A 23,506-nucleotide genomic window follows, 5' to 3' on the forward strand; every position below is an offset into this window, starting at 1 on the left:
ATGGATAGAAATACCCTAATTGGTTTAATCCTAATCTTCGCCATCTTAGGTGGATCATTTTATTTAATGAAACCCTCAGAATCGGAGATTAAACAAGAACAAAGACTGCAAGACTCTCTGAAAAGAGTCAAAGAAGGCTTACCTCCGGTAGCTGACACAACAAAAACACCAGCGAAAACTGCTGTTAATACCAATCAGGTAGATTCAGCCGAACTGAAAAAACCTTTCGGAGCTGCAAAATACGGTGAAGAAAAAATTATCACCCTGCAAAACGAAAAGATCATTGCAAAGATCACTTCTAAAGGTGGTCGTGTAAAATCTGTTGAGCTGAAAAACGAAAAGAATTTCGACGGATCTCCGTTAATCCTGTTTGACGGGAATAACAACAGATTTGGTCTGATGTTCAACGCTGCCGGTCAGAATATCTCCACCAACAATCTTAATTTCCAGACGACAGATGCTGATGTATCGGTAAGCAAAGGAGATTCAAAGACAGTGAAATTCAGACTGAGCTATAATGATGCGCAATATATCGAGTACACCTATACCTTGAAAGGCGATGATTACAATCTGGGACTGGATGTCAATGCAGTAGGTTTACAGAACCTGATCCCTCAGGATCAAAAAACAATCCTTCTGGATTGGGGAGCTGTATTGTACCAGAAAGAGAAAAATGTAAAAGGAGAGCGTGATAAGTCCTCTATCTATTACAAAACTGCAGAAAACAATGTAGATCACTTAAAAGAATCAGGTGATGATGATGATCAGCTGGACAAAAGATTAACATGGATCGCATTCAAGCAACATTATTTTTCAAGTATTCTGACCAGCAAGACAGGTTTTGCTTCTGCTGATCTGGATGTGAAGACCGCTGCTGAAGCAGATATCGTAAAATTATACAGTGCTAAAGCAAAACTTGATTTTTCAAACCAGAAAGACAACCAGTATTCTTTTAATTTCTTCTTTGGTCCGAACAAATACAATATCCTGAAAGCACAGAACGACGGTTCAAACAGTATCATCAATATGGGCTGGGGTCCGATGCGCTGGATCAACCAGTGGATCACGGTTCCGGTATTCAACTTCCTGGACGGATTCCACATGAGCTATGGTATTGTGATCCTGATTCTGACGATCCTGTTAAAAGGTGTCTTATTCCCGCTGACCTACAAGTCGTACCAGTCTATGGCCAAAATGCGCGTGTTGAAGCCTCAACTGGATGAAATAAAAGCTAAAGTAGGTGAAGATAATGCCGTATTGTTACAACAGGAGCAGATGAAATTATATAAACAGGCCGGTGTAAATCCACTGGGAGGATGTCTCCCGCTGGTACTGCAGATGCCGTTTACCATCGCCTTTTTCTACTTCTTCCCGAACCTGTTCGAATTAAGAGGAGAGAGCTTCCTGTGGGTAAAAGATTTGTCAACCTACGATTCGCCAATCACATTCCCGGCAATCTTCGGTATCGATCACATCTCTTTAATGTGTGTGCTTATGACATTGACAACTCTACTGACTACCTGGTATAATAATGCAACATCCGGAGCAACCGGACAAATGAAATATATCGGATACTTTATGCCGTTGATTTTCTTCTTTGTCCTGAACAGTTTCCCGGCAGGTCTTAACTACTACTACTTCTTAGGTGCGGTATTTACATTCCTGACGCAATTATTGATTCGTTCATTCGTAGATGATGACAAAATTCTGGCGAAGATCGAACAGAATAAAAAAAGACCGGAGTCTGAAAAGAAAAAATCATCTTTCCAATCTAAAATGGAAGAAATGATGAGACAACAACAGGCACAGAAAAATAAAAAATAGAACCTCGGTTCTGATCATATAAAAAGTGGCGGTTTCCATATGGAAACCGCCACTTTTTTATTTATAACGGATAATTTCTGTTATTCAGGCTTTTTAAAGCCTTCCTTTTCCGCCTTTTTAGACATAGTCTCTACACGCTTAGGTGTATCCGGATGAGAAGACATCAGTTTTTGAGTTGCACTTTGCTTCTCCCCTCCTGACATTTCATTCAGTTTTTCGAAAGCTTTAGCCATATACCATGGATTGGATTTCTGTTTTTTCAGGAACTCGTATCCATAATCATCGGCAAGTGATTCCTGTTTGCGGGAAAAACTTGAGTTTGCGATCTGCTCACTCAAAGCCCCAAGTTGTGAATCAGAAAGAGCTGCTGCAGTACCTCCCTGTGAAGATACACCGTCTTTCAATGCCGAAGTCAGCAAAGCTGTACGGAAAGCATCTTTAGAATCTTCATTCTTCACGTGACCGATCTCATGACCGATAACGCCTAATACTTCCTCATCAGTCATCGCCTGCATCAATCCGGCACATACTCTGACACTGCCATCAGCACAGGCAAATGCATTCACATCACGTACCAGATATACTTTAAAATTCAGGTCAAGTCCGTCATAGTTACTCAAACCCGAAGTCAATTTTTTCAAACGGATAGCCAGTTCATCATTATCCGGAGCGACCGGATTGTTCTCATCCATCCATTTGATATACTCTTTCGTATATTTTACTACATCTTCATTGCTCAGGGTCACTGCTTTGACCGCTTTAGTCGCAGAACCAACGGTCTTTGAATTCAGCTTAAACTGTCCATAACTTACTGATGACAACAAGGCCACAGCACAAGAGGTTAATAAAATCTTTTTGATCATAACTAAATAATATAAAGTAACTATTCATTGAAATGCCGTACAGCATTTCAGATTATCACTTTTTCGTTACAATTATCGTGCTAAACAAATGCACTGAACCCTGTAATACTTCTTCCGACGATCAGAGAATTGATCTCTTTGGTACCCTCATACGAATAAATAGCCTCAGCATCAGCCAGAAAACGAGCCACATTATATTCTAATAAAATACCATTTCCTCCCATGACTTCCCGGGCCTTGGATACGATATCGCGCGTCCGCAGCGAACAGAAGACTTTTGCCAGAGAAGCATGTTCATCTTTTAGCTGTCCGGCATCCTGTAATTCAGACAACCGGAATACAAGTGTCTGCATCGCGGTGAGATTGGACAACATTTCTACCAGATGGTTCTGAATAAGCTGAAATGCGGCAATAGGTTTACCAAACTGCTTACGCTGACGGGTATAGTCCAGCGCATTTTCATATGCACCACGCGCACAACCTACAGCCATCCAGGCCACACCAGCACGTGTCATCTGCAACACCTTGGCCGTATCTTTAAAAGAGTTGGCATTCTGCAAACGGTCAGCTTCTGCTACCACACAGTTTGTCATCGTAATCAAGCCATTCTGCACGATACGCAGAGCCATTTTACCCTTTATCTTCTCTACTTCAAATCCGGGTGTATCCTTCCGTACAATAAATCCTTTGACTTCTCCGTCATCCAGATCACGGGCCCACACAATCGTAATATCCGAAAAGGTAGAATTACCGATCCACTTTTTCTGCCCGTTGAGTACCCAGCCCTGTTCTGTCTTCTGGCAGGTTGTAGTCAGACCACCTGCAGCTCCCGACCCTACTTCCGGCTCCGTCAGGCCAAAAGCACCGATCACCTCCATCTTCTGCATCTTCGGCAGCCATTCCTGTTTCTGTTCCTCTGAACCACAGATATAAATTGATCCCATTGCCAGACCACTCTGCACCCCGAAAAAAGTAGCGATAGAAGCATCTACCCGCGCGATCTCAGCTGCAACAACACCTTCCATAAGGGAAGTTCCTCCTGCACAGCCATATCCTTCATATGTATATCCGGCGATATTCAGAGCGGCAAACTTGGGAATGATCTCAAAAGGAAATTCATCTCTTAACCAGTAATTGTTGACGATTGGCTTGATCTCCGTCTCCATAAAAGAGCGCACTTTCAGCTGAAGTGCACGATCCTCCGGACCTAATTTGGCATCAATATCATAAAAATCCCCATTGATCGGCGGAAGCTCCTTCTTCTTACCTCCTCCGGTCAGCATTTTGGTTACAGCCTGCAATTGCTTATCATCCATTTTAGAGATAGCCTCCATTACCTGTTTCAGATCTATCTTCTTTGATATTTTTTCAATTTGTTCCAGATCGATAGACTTCATCAGGCCCATCATATTTTTTATTTTATCAAACATAACTGTATCGGTTTAAACCTCTTTAACAACAAAGAGCCTTTTAATTTAGTTTTTATTATTGAAAAATAATAGGACTACTTTTCACAGTCACCTGAGAAGTAGCTGCCACACAATATCAGGTACATCAGTTCACGTCCTTGCTAACCGTACAGCATAACCACCTTTTTACTGACTAAGAAGAATAAGGTAAATAGAAGATGATGCGTCAATTGCTGTCCCACCAATTCTTTTAAAACAAAGTAAATCAGTCAATTAAAAAGTACATCAGTTCACATCCTTGCCAACTGTATAGCATACCCACCTTTTACTGACTAAGAAGAATAAGGTAAATAGAAGATGATGCGTCAATTGCTGTCCCCACCAATTCTTTTAAAACAAAGTAAATCAGTCAATTAAAAAGTGCGTCAGTTGGTGTCACCGCCAACTGTATAGCATAACCACCTTTTACCGACTAAGAAGAATAAGGTAAATAGAAGATGATGCGTCAATTGGTGTCCCCACTAATTCTTTTAAAACAAAGCAAATCAGCCAATTAAAAGATCCGTTAGTTGGCATCCCCGTTAACTTCATATTCTTTGCAATGAAATATAAATAACTGATTATAAGTTATTTACAATAATTACATGAAAATAAACACATTAATTAAAATAAAAGTCTTGACAACGTCATATTAATATCCCATATTTGCGCCATATTTAAACGATTATTTGTTTTTCAAGTCGCTTTAAAAATAAAAAATAATATTTTTTAAAACTTTAAAACACAGAAAAACAGCAGTTTAAATAAAAAAATTAAAAAAAATAAAATATTCGGGGTTACCTTTTTAGGTTACGGGTATTAAAGATAAATAAACAAATTTGTTTCAATTAAAATAGAAAATTAAAAATGAAAAACTTATTCAAATTCGGATTTTTAGGTTTAGCTTTAACTTTAGCTTTCGCTTCATGTGGTAACTCATCTACTAAAACTGCTGAAACTGCAGATTCATTAGGTGATTCAATCCAAGCTACTACTGACTCTATCGCTGATTCATTGAACAACGTAGCTGATTCAGTAAAAGCTAAAGGTGATTCTATCGCTGATTCAGTAAAAGCTGCTCACTAATCTCCGATTGAGAGCATAAAAAACTCATTAAAGACCGGTACAAATTTGTACCGGTCTTTTTGTTTTTACCACTCTAAATTGGGAATACGTGCTCGTTTTGCTATTTTTGTCAAAATAAATTGACAAACATGGCTTTATCTTCTTTAACAGCGGTGTCTCCTGTAGACGGCCGTTACTATAATGCTACCAACGAACTATCTGCATATTTTTCTGAATTTGCACTGATCAAATACCGTGTACTGGTAGAAATCGAATACTTTATTGCATTGACGGGTTCCGGCATTCCACAATTACAACATTTTGACGGATCATTAAATGAAAAATTAAGAGCGTTATACCTCAACTTCACGCCGGAAGATGCGCAGTGGATCAAGGATAAAGAAAAGATCACTAACCATGACGTCAAAGCTGTAGAATACTTTATTAAAGACAAATTTGAGCAGTTCGGTCTGCACGATTCTCTTGAGTTTATTCACTTTGGGCTGACTTCTCAGGACATTAATAATACCGCCATTCCATATTCTTGGAAAGAAGCAATCGAGAAAAGCTATACTCCTGCTATTCAGGAATTGGTAAATGAACTGACAGCTCTATCGAAAGAATGGACAGCTATTCCGATGCTGGCACGTACGCACGGACAACCGGCCTCTCCAACCAAATTGGGAAAAGAGATCAAAGTATTCGTAGAGCGTATAGAAAAACAACTTCAGTTATTAAATGCGGTGCCATATTCAGCTAAATTCGGAGGTGCTACCGGTAATTTCAACGCACACCAGATTGCTTATCCTAACCAAAACTGGGTGGACTTCGGAAATAATTTTGTAAACAATATCTTAGGATTAGACCGTTCACAAACCACTACACAAATTGAGCATTATGACAATTTTGCGGCAAGCTGTGATGCCTTGAAACGCATCAATAATATTATCATCGATCTGTGCAGAGATATCTGGACATATATTTCGATGGAATATTTCAAACAAAAGATTACTGCAGGACAAATTGGTTCATCGGCTATGCCTCATAAAGTAAATCCTATTGACTTTGAAAATGCAGAAGGTAATCTGGGTATGGCTAATGCCATTTTTGAACATCTGGCGGCGAAACTTCCTGTTTCACGTCTGCAACGCGACCTGACAGATTCTACGGTATTACGTAATATCGGAGTTCCGTTTGCACATACACTTATCGCAATCAAATCTACATTGAGAGGTTTACGTAAACTTATCTTAAATGAGAAAGCATTACAGGATGACCTTAACAACAACTGGGCTGTAGTCGCCGAAGCGATACAGACTGTACTGCGCCGTGAAGGATATCCGCAGCCATACGAAGCACTGAAGGATCTGACCCGTACAAATACACATGTCACACAAGACACTATTGCTGTATTTGTGGAGAACCTGAATGTCAGTGAAGCTGTAAAAGCAGAGTTAAAAGCAATTTCGCCATCTAACTATACCGGAGTAGAACTGTAACCTTTGACGCTTTGATGACGGGCAGGCATAAGTAAAACTCCTATATTTGTCATCATATAACTAGAGAGAAAACTATGGCAACCATAAACGTATATACAGAAAGTACTCCTAATCCAGCAACTATGAAGTTTTTGGTCAATAAATTATTGATCAACGGCAGTCTGGATTATCCCAATAAAGAGAAAGCGCAGGAATCTCCATTTGCATTTGAACTCTTCAAGTTCAACTTCGTAACCGGAGTATTTTTTGCAAGCAACTTCGTGACTATCACCAAATCGGACGATGTGGAATGGAGTGATATTGAAGCTATTCTTAAAGATTTTGTAAAAGGAGCAGTAGAATCCGAACTTGCCGTAAAAGAAGTTCATCACGACGAGGACACTAATTTTGAAGGAACAGAAGTAGAAGTCAAGATCCAGCAGGTATTGCACGACTATGTACGTCCTGCAGTAGAACAGGATGGTGGAGCTATTCACTACAAATCGTTTGATAACGGAATTGTAACCGTAGAATTGCGCGGATCCTGCAGTGGCTGCCCGTCTTCTACTATCACACTAAAATCTGGTATTGAAGGCCTTCTGAAAAGAATGGTTCCGGAAGTAGAAGAAGTGGTTGCTGAAGCTATGTAATAACACGTATATCGTAAATATAGAAAACGGGAGTATAACACAATACTCCCGTTTTTTTGTGCTATCTTTAGATAACCTCTGTGCAAATAACAGCTTAACATTATGAAAAAGTACCTGATAATTCTATTATTTCTGTTTACCGGATCGATGCTGCAGGCCCAGGTGAGCCTTATCACGGTAAACAAAGACAATATAGACCGAAACAGAATTCCATATAGCGGAACGCGTATTATGATGGCAGATGCTGTAGAAACAAACGGCCCGACCCGCATGTATATTTTTTCAAAAAATGAAAAAGGAACGGATACAGACTCTTTGTATGCAGAAGAATTTCTGAAAGAGAATAATAAATGGATCCTTCAAAGTAAGAAGGACTTTTGCTTCCCCAATGAAATCCTGATGACCTGGTCCAACCGGAAAGCATTCTTTGACAGCGATAAAGATCATTATCCTGAAAGCCTGTTTATCTTTTCCAAAAATGCAGCAAGCAATATAGATCAGCAACATGCTGTCATTCTGCTACTCTTCCATAAAAAACAGTTCTATACAATAGAAGCAAAAGCGACAGACAGTTATAAAAAGGATTATTTTTCAGCTAATTTTGAGCAGTTACCAGACTCCGTCAAAGATAAGGTATTGGCTTACTGGCAAAGTCTGGATAAAGAGGACTGATTATACCGTTTATAACCTCACATCGAAGCCAATTCCCCGCACGGAGTTAATCTGTAATTCGGGATCATGGCTCAGATATTTACGCAGGCGGCTGATAAATACATCCATACTTCTCCCTGTAAAAAAATCCGTAGTCCCCCACACCTGTTCCAGTATCTGATCCCGCGTCACTAATTGTTTGTTTTGGCTCCATAGATACAGGAGCAGATTCACTTCGCGTTCGGTCAGCCGGAAAGTTTCCTTCGGATGAATCAACAGAAAATTAGACCGGTCAAATATGTAGGTTCCGATTTTTATTTCCGCAACAGGCAATATCGGCTGGCTGCGGCGGACAATATTCTGAATACGCAGCACAAGCTCCTCCGGATCGCAGGGCTTGGTAATATAATCATCGGCTCCGATTTTAAGTCCTGTAAGTTTATCTATCTTCTGATCCTTGGCGGTCAGAAAGATAAACGGAAATCCCGGATACCGGCTAAGAATCTTTTGTGCGAGTGTAAAGCCGCTCATATAAGGCATCATGACATCCAGAATAGCCAGGTGAAAGGTAAAATCCTGATCCAGCAAAGCCTCTGCTTCCTGTGGATGAGCAATGAGCCTTACTTCCAGACCGGAAAGTTCCAGATACTGCTTCAGCATAAAGCCAAAGTCTTCATCGTCCTCGACTAATAAAATATTATACTTCATAAGGTAATGATATACGGAATGCCGCACCTTTGCTAAGTTCACTGAAGACGGTCACCTCTCCTTTATACTTACTGACAATCTGCTTTACAATATACAGCCCCAGCCCCAGCCCTTTGGTATCATGTATATTATCTTTCTGGATACGGTAAAATTTCTCAAAAATATAAGGCTGCTCCACTTTGTCAATCCCCACTCCATCATCTTTTACAATAATCCGGACCAGTCCTTCGTTCAGCTCAAAAGATAAAGACACAGACTTCGCTCCATATTTTATACTGTTACTCAAAAGATTAGTGAGAATAGTTTCGATATCATATTTATCCAACTTAAGATCATGATCAAAAAGTTGTTCTACCTCTAATGTAATCATCGGATGTGCCAACTGAAAATCACTCAGAAAAGCCTTCGCATCAGCACTTGTCCAATACGTCAATTCATCCCCCCTCTCCTGCTGCATAATCGGCTGCAACATATTTTCAAGACGATCAACCTGACGTCCGATAACCTTTACAACTTCCGGGTCGGTATTGTGCTCCAGTGTTTTTGATGCAATCTTGAGGGTGGCAATAGGCGTTTTGAGTTCATGGGAAATATTGTCCATCATATCATGGAGAACGTCTATCTGCTTTCGCTGACGCAACAGATTTTTGTAGGTCAGATAGAATAAAATCAATACTGCCATCAGAATCAATACTGATGTGATAATCAAAAACAACAAGTCTTTAAAAACAATCCATTGCAGATTATTGATCTCAAAATACGTCTTACGTACCACATGATAGCTGTATTTTCTTTGAGATGATATCTTTGTTTTTTTATCGTCAGTAGTTGTCGTAGAGTTATAACTGGTTTCCCATTTACCAGATGTCAGCAGATATTTTTTTGAAACCGGTGTACTGGTTCTGTAGAGCAGAAGAGGATGCTGAATAAGGGGCTGATTGGTACTGCGTGAAATCACAGTCACGAATTCTTTCATCACCCCGACCTTATATCCCTTCTCTGCAAAAGTACTATCCACATACCGGGTCAGTTTCCCTTCTACAGATTTAGCCTTACGGGCATATAAACCTCGTAAATCATTTTCTGTCCACTGTTTTTTCTCAACTTTCCAGAAAGACTCCTGCGCTTCATCATCCTTCATCAGATTAGCGTCAAAGATATCTACATCATCCTCCAGTGAAGACAGACTCTGCTTCACCCCTTCGATAATCTCTCTGCGTTTGAGCTGATACGAATTAGAGATAAAATAAACCTGTATCCCGATCAGCACAATAAAGAGTATTGAAAATGTAAGAATTAACCTTGAAAGCTTTCCATTCATAAAACAAATATAATCAGTAGATCCGATCTTAAACAGACCTTAACCCATCATTAACGCTTCATTAACCGAGTCTGTAAAACTGAATAGACACTTTTGCCCTATCAGATACGATCTTCAAATATGAAACACATTCTAATACTCTTTCTTTTTCCGTCTCTTTTATGGGCGCAGCAAAAACAGATGCAAGGTAAAGTAATCAACGATAAAAATGAAACACTGGCAAATGTTACGGTAGTGCTCATGGACAGCTTATACAAGACAATCTATGAAACACAGACAGATGCATCCGGAAAATTTACGCTCTCCCTTGACCACAAAACCAATTACTATATCAGTGCTAAGGATCTTAATTATCAGACCTACGAAGAATTTGTTCAGCCCGACACCATACAAAATCAGTTCCTGATCCGTCTGGCAGCAAAGACAAACCAATTGGAAGAGGTAACTGTAGAAGGCAAACGTCCTCGTGTAACCCGAAAAGTAGATCGTCTTGAATTTAATGTACAAAACAGTAATATCTCTGCACTGAGCAGCTGGGAAATACTGAAACGTACGCCACTGGTCAAAGTCCTCGGTTCGGACATCAGTATCAAAGGAAGTCGCAATATACTGGTTATGATCAATGATAAACCGGTCACTCTTACCGGAGAGGAATTGAAAAACCTGTTAGAGAACAGTTCGGGAACTGATGTACAGGCGGTGGAAGTCATTACGAATCCTCCTGCCAAATATGAAGCCTCCGGAACGGCTATTATTAATATCAAAATGAAACAGAATCAACTGTATGGCTACAGAGGTGTACTATTAGCGAAGGTGGAACAAAGTAACTACGGCAAACAAATTTTCGGACTTACCAACTATTTCAAAACGGAAAAGTTCAATTTCAAAGGAATCTACAATTTCGGAAGAGGAACTTATGCTCGCTACGGCACCGATTATGTGCAATATGCAAGTGATAATACGACTTGGATCAGCAAAATGGACCGTATCGATGAAAATAAAAATCAACAAACCTACGTGTTTACAGCAGATTATAATCCGGATAGTACATTAACACTATCTTTTGGCTGGAATGGATTTTACAGTCCCAATTCAGAAGGAATATACCGTGTACCTACACTTATCTATAATCAGCAGCAGCAGGTAGAATCCAACTATCTGACAACCAATGATCATTACAGAAGCACAAAAAACAACAACCTGTTTCTGCAACTGGTCAAAAAATTCTCTACCGCTAATACCTTAGACTGGGCCACTTATTACACCACGAATAACAGGGTTAATTATCAGGACATCCTTACAGAGCTTAATTTTAAAGATCAGGCTCCGTCCACTTCACATTTTACCAGTGACAACGACAATAAGACCAGGCTTTTTTCCACACAAGTAGATTTCAGCCACAAAGGAAAGCAACTGGAACTGGAATTTGGAGGAAAATACAGCTACGTAAGCACATTCAGTAAACTGATATTTGCAGACAATGAAAATGGGGAATTAGCTTTCAGACCGGAAAAAAGCAGTGATTTTGATTATCAGGAACATAATGTCGCCGGATATGGATCAGCATCCTATCAATGGAAAAAGTGGAGTCTCAAAGCCGGCCTGCGTGCTGAATACACAAACTTAACCGGAACCGTATCGCAACCATCCGATATCAACAAAACCGATTACCTGACACTGTTTCCTACTTTCTATGCACAATACGAGACGAATGATAAGTCACAGATCGGTTTTTCCTATGGTAAACGTATCAGCAGACCTTCTTACTCCTGGCTCAATCCGACCAAATCCTATTACAATCTCTTCTCCTATTTTCAGGGAGATGCACGTCTTCGCGCAACCATTGTACATAACCTGAACCTGACTTATACCCGAAATAACTGGAATATTGATTTGTTCTACCGTTATGAGAAATGGCCTTCTATGGAAATTTCCTATCAGGATGATGCCACTCACAACCTGATCTATCACTACACCAATATCGAAAAGGGACAAGGCGCAGGAATAGATATAAGCAAGAATCTGGATATCAAACCCTGGTGGTCTATAAATGGAATGCTTTCGGCAATGTACAATGAAAATTATTTTGAAGGTGTAGATAAACTGATTCATAAAAATGATGTGTACCAGCTTAATACAACACTCAGTACCAGCTTTATCCTTAATAAAAAAACAGACTGGAATGTAGAAGTTGGCAATTCTTATTACTCCCCCTCTATACAGGGACCGTTCAGAATTTCCGGATTTTCATCCACCTACTTTGTTATGAATCGTAAGTTTATGCATAAAAAATTAGAACTGAGTCTCTATTTTCTGGACATTTTCAAATCGGAAAAAGTGAAAGTTGCAACCAACTATGCGAATCAGAACAATTATTTCCTGGATTATCAGGACACCCGGAAAATAAGTGCAACATTGCGCTTTAACTTTGGAAATCAGACGATCAGAAACAATAAAACTATAAGGAAAACAGATGAACAGAATCGTCTGTAAACATCTTATCAGTCAATAATTTAATTCAGACATTAAAATAACTTTTTATCGGGCTACTCTATGAAAAATAACTAACTTTGCGGGAGTTGTGAAAACCAAATATTAAAATGAGTGCAGATATAAACAAACTAGAACAAATCGCATCGCAAGTAAGACGTGACATCGTACGCATGGTACACGCCTGTCAGTCAGGACACCCTGGAGGATCATTAGGTTGTACCGATTATTTTGTGGCGCTTTATTTCAACGCTATGAAACGCAATCCGTCATTCCATATGGACGGAATCGGAGAAGATCTCTTCTTCTTGTCAAATGGTCACATTTCTCCTGTTTTCTACAGTACACTGGCAAGAGCGGGTTATTTTGAAGTAAGTGAATTAGCTACTTTCAGAAAGATCAACTCCCGTCTGCAGGGACACCCGACGACACACGAAGGTCTTCCGGGAATCCGTATTGCTTCCGGATCTTTGGGTCAGGGACTTTCTGTAGCGATCGGTGCTGCACAAGCAAAAAAATTAAACAAAGACAATAATCTGGTGTACGTCCTGATGGGCGACGGTGAGCTTCAGGAAGGACAGGTGTGGGAAGCTGCGATGTATGCACCTCATAACAAAATAGACAATCTGATTGCAACCGTTGACTACAACAAAGCACAGATTGACGGTTCTACAGATCAGGTACTTTCACTGGGAGATCTCCGTGCTAAATGGGAAGCTTTCGGATGGGATGTACTTGAAATTGCAAAAGGTAACGATATGACTGCTGTTGTAGCAGGTCTTGAAGAAGCAAAATCACATACCGGAAAAGGAAAACCGGTTGTTATCCTGATGCATACAGAAATGGGTAATGGTGTTGACTTTATGATGGGATCTCACAAATGGCATGGTGTAGCACCGAATGATGACCAGTTAACATCTGCATTAGGTCAGTTACAACAAACTTTAGGAGATTATTAATCAGATATTAGATTTTAGTAATTTGTATTTAGAAAAAATCTGAAGACTAAATACCAACTACTCCATACTAAAAGAATGAAAAAATATACATACACAGAATCAAAAGATACACGTTCGGGTTTCGGAGCTGGATTACTGGAAGCTGGTAAGCAGGACGAAAATGTCGTGGCCTTATGTGCTGACTTGATCGGTTCATTGAAAATGAACGATTTCATAAAAGAATTTCCGGAGCGTTTTTTCCAGATTGGTATTGCAGAAGCAAACATGATGGGTATCGCAGCGGGTCTGACAATAGGCGGTAAAGTTCCATTCACAGGTACATTTGCCAATTTCTCTACAGGTCGTGTTTATGACCAGATACGTCAATCTATCGCCTATTCGGACAAAAATGTAAAGATTGCTGCTTCACACGCAGGTCTTACACTGGGAGAAGACGGTGCTACGCACCAGATCCTGGAAGATATCGGTCTGATGAAAATGTTACCTGGAATGACAGTAATCAACCCATGTGATTTCAACCAGACCAAAGCAGCTACTATTGCTGTTGCCAAACACCACGGTCCTGTATACTTACGTTTCGGACGTCCTGTAGTACCTAACTTTACTCCTGCAGATCAGGAGTTCGTCATCGGTAAAGCTATCCTGTTGAATGAGGGTACTGACGTAACGATCATCGCTACAGGTCACCTGGTATGGGAAGCAATCCAGGCCGGAGAAAAACTGGCAGAACTAGGTATCAGTGCAGAAATCATCAACATTCATACAATTAAACCTCTGGATGAAGAAGCTGTATTGAAATCTGTTGGTAAAACAAAATGTGTAGTTACAGCTGAAGAACACAACCGTCTGGGTGGTCTGGGCGACAGTGTGGCACAGGTTTTGGCGAAACATTTGCCTACTCCACAAGAGTATGTTGCTGTAAACGACAGTTTCGGTGAATCCGGAACTCCGGCCCAGTTAATGGAGAAATACGGTTTGAATGCAGAAGCAATCGTTGCTGCAGCTCAGAAAGTAATTAAGAGAAAATAATAAAGACCACAACGTCAATATATGGAAGATACTTTAATAATTTCGAAATTTGCGGACGAAGCCACGCGCGAGGAAGCATTCGGATTATTGTTGAAGAAATATCAGCAAAAAATTTATTGGCATGTGAGAAGGATGGTAATCGATCATGACGATGCCGATGATGTGGTACAGGATATCTTTATCAAGGTATGGCGCAATCTGGGCAACTTCCGTGAAGACTCTCAGTTGTACACCTGGCTATATCGTATCGCGACGAATGAATGTATTACCTTTCTGAATAAGAAAAAACAGAAGCAGAATGTGTCGTTGGATGACGACACATCTGCCTATCTGGCCGAATCCCTTTCGGATGGCAGCTATTTTAACGGAGATAAAGCTCAGTTGAAATTGCAACAGGCACTGTTAACACTACCGGAAAAGCAAAAACTGGTATTCAACATGAAATACTTCGATGATATGAAGTATGAAGAGATATCAGATGTATTGGGGACAAGTGTAGGAGCATTAAAAGCCTCTTATCATCTGGCTGTGAAAAAAATTGAGCACTTTTTTCACACGCACGATTAAACCTTTTATGCTTAGTGTATTCTATACTACTTACTATGAAGGAAAATAACACATATCATGATCATAACGAAGATAATAATCTTCCCGAATCATTGCGTGTAAACCCTTTTGCCGTACCTAAAGATTATTTTGAAAATCTCGAATCCGGTCTTTGCTCACAGATCAGACTTTTGAATACCGCTCCCTCCGAAGAAGAATCCTTTAGTACTCCTGAAAATTATTTCAATGATCTTCACTCCCGCCTGATGACAGCGGTAAAAATGGATCAGCTGAAAACCAATACAGAAGAAAACGGATTTACAGTTCCTTCTAACTATTTTGATCAGCTTCAACAACAGATCACTGCAAATATCACTGCAGACCGATGGAAAGATCAGATAAAAGAAGAAGGTTTTGCCGTACCGGAAGATTACTTCAATACATTAGAAGATTCCATTTTTGCAGGTATTGCTACAGATCGATTGAAAGCAGAAGTAAAAGAAGACGGTTATACTGTTCCTTCAAATTACTTTGATCAGTTGTCTGCAGACATACAGGCTAAAGCATTTGAAAAAGAACAACCAAAAATTGTCCCTATCGGAGGTCTGAAACGTCGTAACTGGATGCGATATGCAGCTGCGGCCTCAGTTACCCTGATACTGGGATTGGGTGCTTATTTCGGTATTCAACAAGAAGAAACAGCTACAACTGATCTACATTCAGAACTGGCAAATGTATCTGATGCTGAAATTATAAACTATCTTGCTGCCACGAACAGTGGCGATAATATGGTCTATTTCACACAATATATTTATGAACCTGAGGAGTCGGCTGGCGTAGGAAGTCAGATTGATAACGAAGATATTGAAGAGTACTTAAAATATTCATTATAAGTGATGTTACAGTTGAAAAAGATATTAGCAGCATGTTGTTTTGTATTTCTATTGACTTTATCTGCTCATGCACAGCGCGATAATGAGCGTTTCAAAGCTATAGAGAACGAGAAAATTGCCTATATTACCAAAGAGCTCAATCTGAGCAATTCAGAGGCGCAACAGTTCTTCCCGCTCTACAATGAGTATTCACAGGAAATGTGGGCTATACGTAATGAAAAAATTGGTCCCAAACAGAGTACGCCGGGCAGAAGCAATGGCTTCAGACAAGGCGGATCCAGGGATGTAATCGCATATGACGCCAAAGAACTGGAAATCAAGAAAGAATACCGTGCAAAATTCGCCCGTATCATAGGCAATTCACGGGCTTCACAATTTTTTGAGATCGAGCAAAATTTCATAGAACTTCTCTATAAAGAATGGCAAAGCCGAAAAAACGGTGCCGGCCGAAGATAATACAGGAAGAAGTCCAAAAGACTTCTTCTTTTTATTTAAATCAAAATCAACATGTTAAGTAATCGTGAATTATTCCTGATGAATACAGCCCAGACATCAAACTCTCCCCGTCTGGTAGAAGTAGAAAAAGCAGAAGGAATTTATTTATATGGTCCGCAGGGACAACAATATATGGATCTGGTATCGGGTTTTAATGTGAGCAATATAGGTCACAGACATCCTAAGGTACTGGAGGCAATACGGGAGCAACTGGACAAATATCTCCATGTCACTGTATATGGTGAGTTTGTACAGGCACCACAGGTACAGTTTGCAACAGATCTGCTGGCTGTGCTACCCTCGTCTTTTGAATCGGTATATCTGACAAACAGCGGAGCGGAAGCTGTAGAAGGATCCATGAAAATTGCAAAACGCTTCACAGGAAGAAGACAGATTATAGCTGCAAAAAAAGCATACCACGGAAGTACACAGGGAGCACTTAGCCTTATCGGCAATGAAGATTATCAAACCGCATATGCGCCTTTGCTACCGGAGATAGACTTTATTACCTTCAATGATCTTTCAGATCTATCTGCGATCACTGATAAGACCGCAGCTGTCATCTTAGAAGCTATTCAGGGTGAGGCTGGTGTACGCGTCCCCGACATAGCTTATATGCAGGCTGTGCGCAAGCGTTGTGATGAAACCGGAACACTGCTAATCTTTGATGAGATACAAACCGGATTCGGACGTACCGGAAAACTCTTTGCTTTCGAACATTTCGGCATCGTTCCGGACATTCTTATGCTGGCAAAAGGTATAGGAGGAGGAATGCCTCTGGGAGCATTCGTTGCTCCTAAACAGATCATGGATGTGATCAAAGACAATCCCATGTTAGGACATATCACCACATTCGGAGGACATCCTGTAAGTTGTGCCGCAGCAAGAGCATCCTTACAGGTCATAAAAGATGAAAAACTGATCGAACAGGTAGAGGAAAAAGCACTGCTTTTCCGTCAGTTGCTCCAGCATCCGAAAATTAAAGAGATACGCGGATTAGGTCTGATGATGTGTCTGCAACTGGAAAATTTTGATCAGGTCTACCAAGTTAGCAAGTACTGCGCTGAACATGGTGTGATGATAGACTGGTATCTGCACTGTGAGACTGCACTGCGGGTAGCACCTCCGCTGACGATCACCACGGATCAGATCCGAGAAGCCTGTACCCTAATTCTGGCAGGAGTAGAAAAATACGCTTAGTATAGACAAATAAGGGAACATTTCAGATGTTCCCTTATTTATTCCATATTTTCCGGCGGATATTTTATTCGTAAAAATCCAGCTCTGCTATAGCTAATGACTGATCAGCACCGGCTATTTCAGTAGATTCTATCCGGATATAACGTGCCTGTATCTTTTGTTTGAATCTATAGGTCCGCATAGTAGGATCATTGATCAGGTTTCCAAATTCAAACTGCTCTGCAAGAGTCCAGTTCTGCCCGTCGTTACTAACTTTTATAACTCCTTTAGCCATCATTCCTTTAGCATGTACACGCTGCGGAGTATAGGAAAAAGAAGAAAGTTGATATGCTTTTCCCAGATCTACTGCTATATACTGATTCTGTCCTGTATTTTGTGTTTGCCAATAGCTTTTGACATCAGCATCTATAGCCATCTTTCCTGTTTTTTTCTCTGTTTCACTGCTCAGGGATATGATCTTCCATTCTGCTTTGGAAATTCCGAAGGTCTGATCCGCCACTGCCCCGATCACCTTATTCTTATCTACAGCTATCGCTTTGATTGTACCGGGTTTCATCAGAAAAGGTTGATCGTAAACTGGTGATTGAAGAGTAGGTGTACTTCCGTCTAATGTATAGTGAATCACATAATCCATATTTAGATTTTTGAGTACATCCTCGCCGTGTGGTTTCCATCCGAATTCATGCTCCAGGGGCTTGATAGTGAGCATACCGTTAACATCTCTGGCAAACATCAGCTGAGGAGGACGTGATGGCGAGTAATAGGCTCCTATATTGCTTATTGCAGACAGGTAACGACTCTCGAGTATCCTTAGTCTGAACCGGTCGGATTGCACCTCAGGAAAACGAAGAATACGTTTATATCCCACATTTGTTGCCTTTGCAATCTCTTTCCATTGCCCCTCAGACCATATATCGAGTGCATGACCTTCTATCCGTTCACCATTTGTACTTACCGCTTCCTGAATCACGAAACGATTTACTGTAATCGGATTCGGGGTCGTAAAGATTAGTTCTCCTGTATTCTCTTTTAACAGTGTGAAAGTTTTGGAATCTCCATCCAGCGTTTCTTTAGGACCCTTAGCATTTTTCAGCAGGTTAGCGCCGTATGTGTCCCGGATACGCTGCCCCACTTCCTGCAATACAGATACATCTTCTGCAGAAAACTTACCTTCTCTATTCGGAGGAATATTTAACAAAAATGTAGAATTACCTCCTACAGAGCGTTCATAAATATCAAAGACATCATCTGCATTCCGGACTTTTTGGTGGGTATCATCTCTGTAGAACCAACCCTCACGTATAGAAGTATTGGTTTCAGCCTGCTGATAATGTAAAAAATTGCTTTTCAATAGTTGTGCTCTGCTACCGAGATCCTCCTTTGTCAGATCCGGAAAGTTACTCAATCCGGCAGGATCACTTTCATAGGGAATAACATTCCATTCTGTACTCCGGGTATTTCCGGACTCATTGCCACACCAGCGGATATCTTCTTTACCAAAAATCACAGCCTCAGGAGCCAGTTTTTTTATCAGCTCACGCCAGGCGGCATAGTTATATTTTTGTCCACCTTTGGTCTTGGGATGTGCTCCGTCAAACCAGACTTCATGAATGGGGCCGTATTCTGTTAACAATTCAAATAATTGATTGAGGAAATACTCATTATAATCATCAACCTCAAACTGAAATTTTGTTTTATTCCTGAACGGACGTCCCGGAACATCACGCGGAATAGTACGTTTACTGTAGGTACTCTGATTGCCGTATAAACCCTCCGGATTTTCTATCTGAAAAAGATCTGCAGGCGAGAGATATACACCCAGCTTTAGTCCGTATTTGCGACATGAAGCGGACAGATCCTTTAATACATCGCCTTTTCCATCTCTGAAAGAAGTAGACATGATGCCGTGCGCAGTATACCGGCTTTGCCACAGGACAAAGCCATCATGGTGTTTGACCGTCAGAATAACCATTTTCATACCGGCCGCTTTCATGGATGCACACCATTGATCTGTATCCAGATTTTTGAGATCAAATATCGACGGATCTTCCATCCCGTTTCCCCATTCCATTCGGGTAAATGTATTTGGACCAAAATGAATAAAAGCAATAAATTCATGTCCGAGTGCCTGATATTGATTGGCCGTCGGGACGACATGCGCTGCTTTTAATATTTTGTCCGCATCTCTGTCTGTTTTTTCGATAGCATACGTATTCCTGACAGGTAAGGCATTTCCTCTCCCCTGCGCATGAGCAGCAGCGCTGACCAGACTGCACAGAAGCATTACCCAAATTGGTTTTTTCATGATTTTGAATCGTTGGATGATATATTCGGTCTAAAAAATTGTTTTAAGCCTGCAAGGTAAGAAACATGAGTTTAAGAATCTACAACAATACTACCCTTCAGTATTCTATAACAATCTTATTACCAAATAAATCCCATTTTAAAACTATGATTACAACAATCAATGCTTATCTTAGATAAGCATAAACCTCTATCATGAACACAAACAGAAGATCTTTTATCAGCAAAAGTCTGCTCACCGTAGGTGCAGCTGTGGCCGGCACCTCATTACTACAAGGTCGTGAAAACAATTTGTCCTTACCGGCAAAAGGTAATCAGATCAGCATTAAGAAAAACGATATTATCCTTTTTCAGGGAGACTCCATTACAGATGCTGGGCGTCAGAAAGACAATCCCAATCCAAATGAAACTTCCGCATTCGGCAGCGGCTATGCATTATTAGCAGCGGGCAGTCTCTTGTCTGAACATGCATCCAAAAATATCAAGATTTTTAATAAGGGTATCAGCGGTAACCGGGTGCCGGATCTGCAGAAACGCTGGCAAAGAGATACTTTTGACATCAAACCTACTATCCTGAGTATCCTGATCGGCGTTAATGATTTCTGGAGGACAATGGATAGCGGTGCCAGCAATACGGCACAACAGTATAAAGAGCAGTATCAGAAACTTCTGGATGACACTTTGAAACAATTACCCAACGTACAGCTTATTATCGGGGAACCTTTCGGTCTGAAAGGGGTAAAACATGTAACTGATGCATGGTATCCTGCTTTTGAAGGCTATCAGCAGGCGGCACGTGATGTTGCAAAAGAATTTAAAGCTATCCTGATCCCTTATCAGACTATTTTTGACAAGGCACTCGCTGAGGCTCCGGGCAATTACTGGACTACGGATGGCGTACACACCAGTCTTGCAGGAGCAACATTAATGGCAGAATCCTGGTTAAATACCATTAAATAATCCTGTATACCGGAAATGCCGGCGTGTATTCGCCTTAACTTATACTAAAATGACCTCGTTAGCAAGAGCAGCTAACGAGGTCATTTCATTTTTAAACAGAGTTATGAACTACAAAATATTAAAGTTCTACGTCTCTGTATGTAGTTTTTTGCAGATCCGGAAGATAATAGGCTACAATACCAATCAATGGTAAATACGAACAGATATGGTAGATAAATGTAATAGACGTATGGTCAGCGTACCAGCCTAACAATGCTGATCCTAACCCGCCCATACCAAAGGCAAATCCATAAAACAATCCGGAAACCATTCCTAACTTGCGTGGAAGCAGCTCCTGTGCATACACAATAATGGACGGAAATGCAGACGACAGGATCAATCCTATAATCACGATAAGAATACCGGTCGTTGTAAAGTCAACGTATGGAAGCGCTAACGAAAAGGGTGCTACTCCAAGTACAGAAAACCAGATCACATATTTACGGCCAAAACGGTCTCCAAATATACCCCCCAACAAAGTTCCTACAGCCACTGCTATCAGAAAGTAAAATAAGAATACCTGTGCCTGTACTTCAGAGATACCAAATTTTTCCATCGTGAAGAACTGAAAATAGTTGGTAATACTGGCAATATAAAAATATTTAGAGATGATCAACAGGAGCAGGACTACGACAGACAAAGTGATTTTCTTGTTAGAAAGATCCGGTACGCTGATTGTCTTATTCTTGACTGTGGTGCGATGCTCTAATTTACGGCTGTACCATTTACCGATATACAGTGCAACTACCTTACCTAAAATAGGAACAATAGCAAACCAGACAATAGCTTGCTGTCCTTTGGGAAGAATAAAAAATGCAACCAGAATAGGTGCAAGCGCTGTTCCGGCATTACCTCCGATCTGGAAGATAGATTGAGCAAGACTTCTCTTGCCTCCGGAAGCCATGTATGCTACCCTGGACGACTCTGGGTGAAAAATAGAAGATCCTACACCTACCAGAAACACAGAAATCAGAATAATCTCATAACTATGTGCATACGAAAACAGGATAAGTCCTACTAAAGAAAATGCCATTCCGATAATCTGAGAATACGGCTGAGGTCGCTTATCTGTAAAAGATCCTACTACAGGTTGAAAGATAGATGCTGCCATCTGATAAACAAAGGTAATCATCCCGATCTGGGAGAAAGTCAGATGATGTTCGTCCTTCAGCAAAGGATACACGGAAGGAATAATGCCCTGAACAAAGTCATTGAGCAGGTGAATAAAACTTACGGCAAAAAGAATTGAAAAAACAGGTTTGTTATCTTTAAAATTAGCAACCATAATAAAATATAAATTAAAAACAAAAAGGCTGTTCCTCTACAGCCTTCCAAAATATTGTTAAAGTATTCGTACCAATAAACCCTTGAGGTATTCACCTTCGGGGAAGGAAGCCCGGACGGGATGATCTTCAGGTTGATGAAATTGTCTTATAAACTGTATTTCCTTCCCTGCATCGAGTGCGGCCCAGGCAATGACCTGTTTGAATGTGCTGATATCCATGGCACCTGAACAGGAGAAAGTAGCCAGCAATCCTCCGCTTTCCAACAGCATCATCCCTCTTCTGTTAAGATCTTTATATGCTCTGGATGCTTTTTCCAATGAAGATCTTGAGGGCGCATATTTGGGTGGATCCAGGATTACCACATCAAATTTAGCCTCCTCTTCAATAAAAGTACGCAACTGCTTATTCACATCCGATAAGATAAACTGATGACCGGAAGTATCAAATCCGTTGACAACCATATTGCGTTCTAATGTCTCGATCGCCAGAGCCGAGCTGTCCACAGCAGTAACAGCAGCTGCTCCTTGCTGAATGCTATTCAAGGTAAAGCCTCCTGAATAACAAAAACAGTCCAGTACTTTTTTGTCTTTCACATATTGTGCAGTCAGAAATCTGTTTTCACGCTGATCGCAATAGAAACCGGATTTTTGTCCATCTATAATATTCACCTTATAGCGGATGCCATTTTCCACAACATCCACAAACTCCGGAGGTAATTCCCCGGACAGGAGACCGTTCGTATTGGGAAGACCTTCGTACTCACGTGACTTCAGATCACTACGTTCGTATATTCCTTTGGGTTGAAGTAACCGGGTAAGTTCATCTATGATCACCGCTTTTACATTCTCAGTACCTGCAGCATGCACCTGAATCGAAATATAATCGGCATACTTATCTGCAATAAGTCCCGGTATAAAATCGGCTTCTGCAAAAATCAGACGGATTGTATTGGTATCAGCAGTCAACAGGTGTTGACGGGCTTCCACAGCCTTACGGATGCGATTGCGCCACCAATTTTCATCAATAGTTGCATCCGGATGCCATTCCAGCAAACGAACAGCCACACGCGACTGGTTATGGTAGATTCCATAAGCAATAAATTCACGATCACTGTTGAATACAGAAACGACTTCTCCGTTTTCTACATTACCGGAGACATTGTTTACTGCTCCGGAAAACACCCACGGGTGCAATTGCCAGGCAGCTTTATCCTTGCCTTTATTGAGTATGACTGATTTCATCGTCGCAAAGGTAAGCAAATATTAAAAAAAGGAGACAGCACTTCGTAACAAGTATA

20 protein-coding genes are annotated in these 23,506 nt (G+C 40.7%); 13 read left to right on the forward strand and 7 right to left on the reverse strand.

Annotation, left to right across the window (positions count from 1 at the left end; all coding sequences use genetic code 11):
• Nucleotides 1-1,824 carry a membrane protein insertase YidC gene (gene yidC / locus I6J02_RS02365; protein ID WP_201680241.1) on the forward strand — a complete coding sequence of 608 codons (1,824 nt, stop codon included), beginning with the start codon at nt 1-3 and terminating at the stop codon, nt 1,822-1,824.
• 80 nt (nt 1,825-1,904) lie between these two features.
• Here the strand turns inward: yidC and I6J02_RS02370 are convergent, their stop codons facing one another.
• Both I6J02_RS02370 and I6J02_RS02375 read right to left on the reverse strand, forming a co-directional pair.
• On the reverse strand, nt 1,905-2,687 hold the full coding sequence (locus I6J02_RS02370; protein WP_201680242.1) for a M48 family metallopeptidase: 783 nt from the start codon (nt 2,685-2,687) through the stop codon (nt 1,905-1,907).
• Nucleotides 2,688-2,767: 80 nt separating this feature from the next.
• Nucleotides 2,768-4,117, reverse strand: coding sequence for an acyl-CoA dehydrogenase family protein (locus tag I6J02_RS02375; RefSeq protein WP_201680243.1), 1,350 nt, complete (start codon nt 4,115-4,117; stop codon nt 2,768-2,770).
• A gap of 885 nt (nt 4,118-5,002) precedes the next feature.
• Here I6J02_RS02375 and I6J02_RS02380 point away from each other — a divergent pair.
• The 4 genes from I6J02_RS02380 (at nt 5,003) to I6J02_RS02395 (ending at nt 8,000) form a co-directional block, all read left to right on the forward strand.
• On the forward strand, nt 5,003-5,221 hold the full coding sequence (locus tag I6J02_RS02380; RefSeq protein WP_002993125.1) for a hypothetical protein: 219 nt from the start codon (nt 5,003-5,005) through the stop codon (nt 5,219-5,221).
• Nucleotides 5,222-5,349: 128 nt separating this feature from the next.
• On the forward strand, nt 5,350-6,699 hold the full coding sequence (gene purB, locus I6J02_RS02385; RefSeq protein ID WP_201680244.1) for an adenylosuccinate lyase: 1,350 nt from the start codon (nt 5,350-5,352) through the stop codon (nt 6,697-6,699).
• 74 nt (nt 6,700-6,773) lie between these two features.
• A complete protein-coding gene (locus I6J02_RS02390; protein ID WP_002993121.1) occupies nt 6,774-7,328 on the forward strand; it encodes a NifU family protein in 555 nt (184 codons plus the stop codon).
• Between the two features lie 102 nt (nt 7,329-7,430).
• Nucleotides 7,431-8,000, forward strand: coding sequence for a hypothetical protein (locus I6J02_RS02395; protein WP_201680245.1), 570 nt, complete (start codon nt 7,431-7,433; stop codon nt 7,998-8,000).
• 9 nt (nt 8,001-8,009) lie between these two features.
• Here I6J02_RS02395 and I6J02_RS02400 read toward each other — a convergent pair whose 3' ends face one another.
• Both I6J02_RS02400 and I6J02_RS02405 read right to left on the reverse strand, forming a co-directional pair.
• Nucleotides 8,010-8,687 carry a response regulator transcription factor gene (locus I6J02_RS02400; RefSeq protein WP_201680246.1) on the reverse strand — a complete coding sequence of 226 codons (678 nt, stop codon included), beginning with the start codon at nt 8,685-8,687 and terminating at the stop codon, nt 8,010-8,012.
• Entirely contained in the window at nt 8,677-10,008 is a 1,332-nt protein-coding gene (locus I6J02_RS02405) for a sensor histidine kinase (protein ID WP_201680247.1), read from the reverse strand. Before I6J02_RS02405 ends, I6J02_RS02400 begins: the two co-directional genes overlap by 11 nt.
• 120 nt (nt 10,009-10,128) lie before the next feature.
• Between I6J02_RS02405 and I6J02_RS02410 the strand changes: the two genes are divergently transcribed.
• From I6J02_RS02410 to I6J02_RS02440, 7 genes are all read left to right on the forward strand, one after another.
• A complete protein-coding gene (locus I6J02_RS02410; RefSeq protein WP_201680248.1) occupies nt 10,129-12,501 on the forward strand; it encodes an outer membrane beta-barrel family protein in 2,373 nt (790 codons plus the stop codon).
• Between the two features lie 107 nt (nt 12,502-12,608).
• On the forward strand, nt 12,609-13,457 hold the full coding sequence (locus I6J02_RS02415; protein ID WP_201680249.1) for a transketolase: 849 nt from the start codon (nt 12,609-12,611) through the stop codon (nt 13,455-13,457).
• 75 nt (nt 13,458-13,532) lie between these two features.
• Nucleotides 13,533-14,486 carry a transketolase family protein gene (locus I6J02_RS02420; protein WP_201680250.1) on the forward strand — a complete coding sequence of 318 codons (954 nt, stop codon included), beginning with the start codon at nt 13,533-13,535 and terminating at the stop codon, nt 14,484-14,486.
• A 21-nt stretch (nt 14,487-14,507) separates the two neighbouring features.
• Nucleotides 14,508-15,053, forward strand: coding sequence for an RNA polymerase sigma factor (locus I6J02_RS02425; protein WP_201680251.1), 546 nt, complete (start codon nt 14,508-14,510; stop codon nt 15,051-15,053).
• Between the two features lie 35 nt (nt 15,054-15,088).
• Complete coding sequence (locus tag I6J02_RS02430; RefSeq protein ID WP_201680252.1) at nt 15,089-15,925, forward strand: hypothetical protein; 837 nt, start codon at nt 15,089-15,091, stop codon at nt 15,923-15,925.
• Nucleotides 15,926-15,928: 3 nt separating this feature from the next.
• Nucleotides 15,929-16,381 carry a hypothetical protein gene (locus I6J02_RS02435; protein WP_236582263.1) on the forward strand — a complete coding sequence of 151 codons (453 nt, stop codon included), beginning with the start codon at nt 15,929-15,931 and terminating at the stop codon, nt 16,379-16,381.
• Nucleotides 16,382-16,432: 51 nt separating this feature from the next.
• Nucleotides 16,433-17,620: an aspartate aminotransferase family protein gene (locus tag I6J02_RS02440; RefSeq protein ID WP_201680254.1), complete on the forward strand. Its 1,188-nt coding sequence runs from the start codon at nt 16,433-16,435 to the stop codon at nt 17,618-17,620.
• A gap of 64 nt (nt 17,621-17,684) precedes the next feature.
• On the opposite strand, the gene I6J02_RS02445 is transcribed toward I6J02_RS02440, so the two are convergent.
• The gene (locus I6J02_RS02445; protein ID WP_201680255.1) at nt 17,685-19,925 is read right to left on the reverse strand and encodes an alpha-L-fucosidase; all 2,241 of its coding nucleotides are present in this window, start codon (nt 19,923-19,925) and stop codon (nt 17,685-17,687) included.
• A gap of 194 nt (nt 19,926-20,119) precedes the next feature.
• Between I6J02_RS02445 and I6J02_RS02450 the strand changes: the two genes are divergently transcribed.
• A complete protein-coding gene (locus tag I6J02_RS02450) occupies nt 20,120-20,884 on the forward strand; it encodes an SGNH/GDSL hydrolase family protein (protein ID WP_201680256.1) in 765 nt (254 codons plus the stop codon).
• 118 nt (nt 20,885-21,002) lie between these two features.
• On the opposite strand, the gene I6J02_RS02455 is transcribed toward I6J02_RS02450, so the two are convergent.
• Both I6J02_RS02455 and I6J02_RS02460 read right to left on the reverse strand, forming a co-directional pair.
• Complete coding sequence (locus I6J02_RS02455; RefSeq protein ID WP_201680257.1) at nt 21,003-22,208, reverse strand: MFS transporter; 1,206 nt, start codon at nt 22,206-22,208, stop codon at nt 21,003-21,005.
• Between the two features lie 57 nt (nt 22,209-22,265).
• Nucleotides 22,266-23,450, reverse strand: coding sequence for a class I SAM-dependent rRNA methyltransferase (locus I6J02_RS02460; RefSeq protein ID WP_201680258.1), 1,185 nt, complete (start codon nt 23,448-23,450; stop codon nt 22,266-22,268).
• Nucleotides 23,451-23,506 lie beyond the last annotated feature (56 nt).

Origin of the sequence: Sphingobacterium spiritivorum (genome assembly GCF_016725325.1) — a bacterium.
GTDB lineage: Bacteria > Bacteroidota > Bacteroidia > Sphingobacteriales > Sphingobacteriaceae > Sphingobacterium.

Excerpts from the sequence above, each read along its gene's own strand:
- yidC (WP_201680241.1), top strand. The coding sequence starts at position 1 with ATGGATAGAAATACCCTAATTGGTTTAATCCTAATCTTCGCCATCTTA.
- I6J02_RS02370 (WP_201680242.1), bottom strand. The coding sequence starts at position 2,687 with ATGATCAAAAAGATTTTATTAACCTCTTGTGCTGTGGCCTTGTTGTCA.
- I6J02_RS02375 (WP_201680243.1), bottom strand. The coding sequence starts at position 4,117 with ATGTTTGATAAAATAAAAAATATGATGGGCCTGATGAAGTCTATCGAT.
- I6J02_RS02380 (WP_002993125.1), top strand. The coding sequence starts at position 5,003 with ATGAAAAACTTATTCAAATTCGGATTTTTAGGTTTAGCTTTAACTTTA.
- purB (WP_201680244.1), top strand. The coding sequence starts at position 5,350 with ATGGCTTTATCTTCTTTAACAGCGGTGTCTCCTGTAGACGGCCGTTAC.
- I6J02_RS02390 (WP_002993121.1), top strand. The coding sequence starts at position 6,774 with ATGGCAACCATAAACGTATATACAGAAAGTACTCCTAATCCAGCAACT.
- I6J02_RS02395 (WP_201680245.1), top strand. The coding sequence starts at position 7,431 with ATGAAAAAGTACCTGATAATTCTATTATTTCTGTTTACCGGATCGATG.
- I6J02_RS02400 (WP_201680246.1), bottom strand. The coding sequence starts at position 8,687 with ATGAAGTATAATATTTTATTAGTCGAGGACGATGAAGACTTTGGCTTT.
- I6J02_RS02405 (WP_201680247.1), bottom strand. The coding sequence starts at position 10,008 with ATGAATGGAAAGCTTTCAAGGTTAATTCTTACATTTTCAATACTCTTT.
- I6J02_RS02410 (WP_201680248.1), top strand. The coding sequence starts at position 10,129 with ATGAAACACATTCTAATACTCTTTCTTTTTCCGTCTCTTTTATGGGCG.
- I6J02_RS02415 (WP_201680249.1), top strand. The coding sequence starts at position 12,609 with ATGAGTGCAGATATAAACAAACTAGAACAAATCGCATCGCAAGTAAGA.
- I6J02_RS02420 (WP_201680250.1), top strand. The coding sequence starts at position 13,533 with ATGAAAAAATATACATACACAGAATCAAAAGATACACGTTCGGGTTTC.
- I6J02_RS02425 (WP_201680251.1), top strand. The coding sequence starts at position 14,508 with ATGGAAGATACTTTAATAATTTCGAAATTTGCGGACGAAGCCACGCGC.
- I6J02_RS02430 (WP_201680252.1), top strand. The coding sequence starts at position 15,089 with ATGAAGGAAAATAACACATATCATGATCATAACGAAGATAATAATCTT.
- I6J02_RS02435 (WP_236582263.1), top strand. The coding sequence starts at position 15,929 with ATGTTACAGTTGAAAAAGATATTAGCAGCATGTTGTTTTGTATTTCTA.
- I6J02_RS02440 (WP_201680254.1), top strand. The coding sequence starts at position 16,433 with ATGTTAAGTAATCGTGAATTATTCCTGATGAATACAGCCCAGACATCA.
- I6J02_RS02445 (WP_201680255.1), bottom strand. The coding sequence starts at position 19,925 with ATGAAAAAACCAATTTGGGTAATGCTTCTGTGCAGTCTGGTCAGCGCT.
- I6J02_RS02450 (WP_201680256.1), top strand. The coding sequence starts at position 20,120 with ATGAACACAAACAGAAGATCTTTTATCAGCAAAAGTCTGCTCACCGTA.
- I6J02_RS02455 (WP_201680257.1), bottom strand. The coding sequence starts at position 22,208 with ATGGTTGCTAATTTTAAAGATAACAAACCTGTTTTTTCAATTCTTTTT.
- I6J02_RS02460 (WP_201680258.1), bottom strand. The coding sequence starts at position 23,450 with ATGAAATCAGTCATACTCAATAAAGGCAAGGATAAAGCTGCCTGGCAA.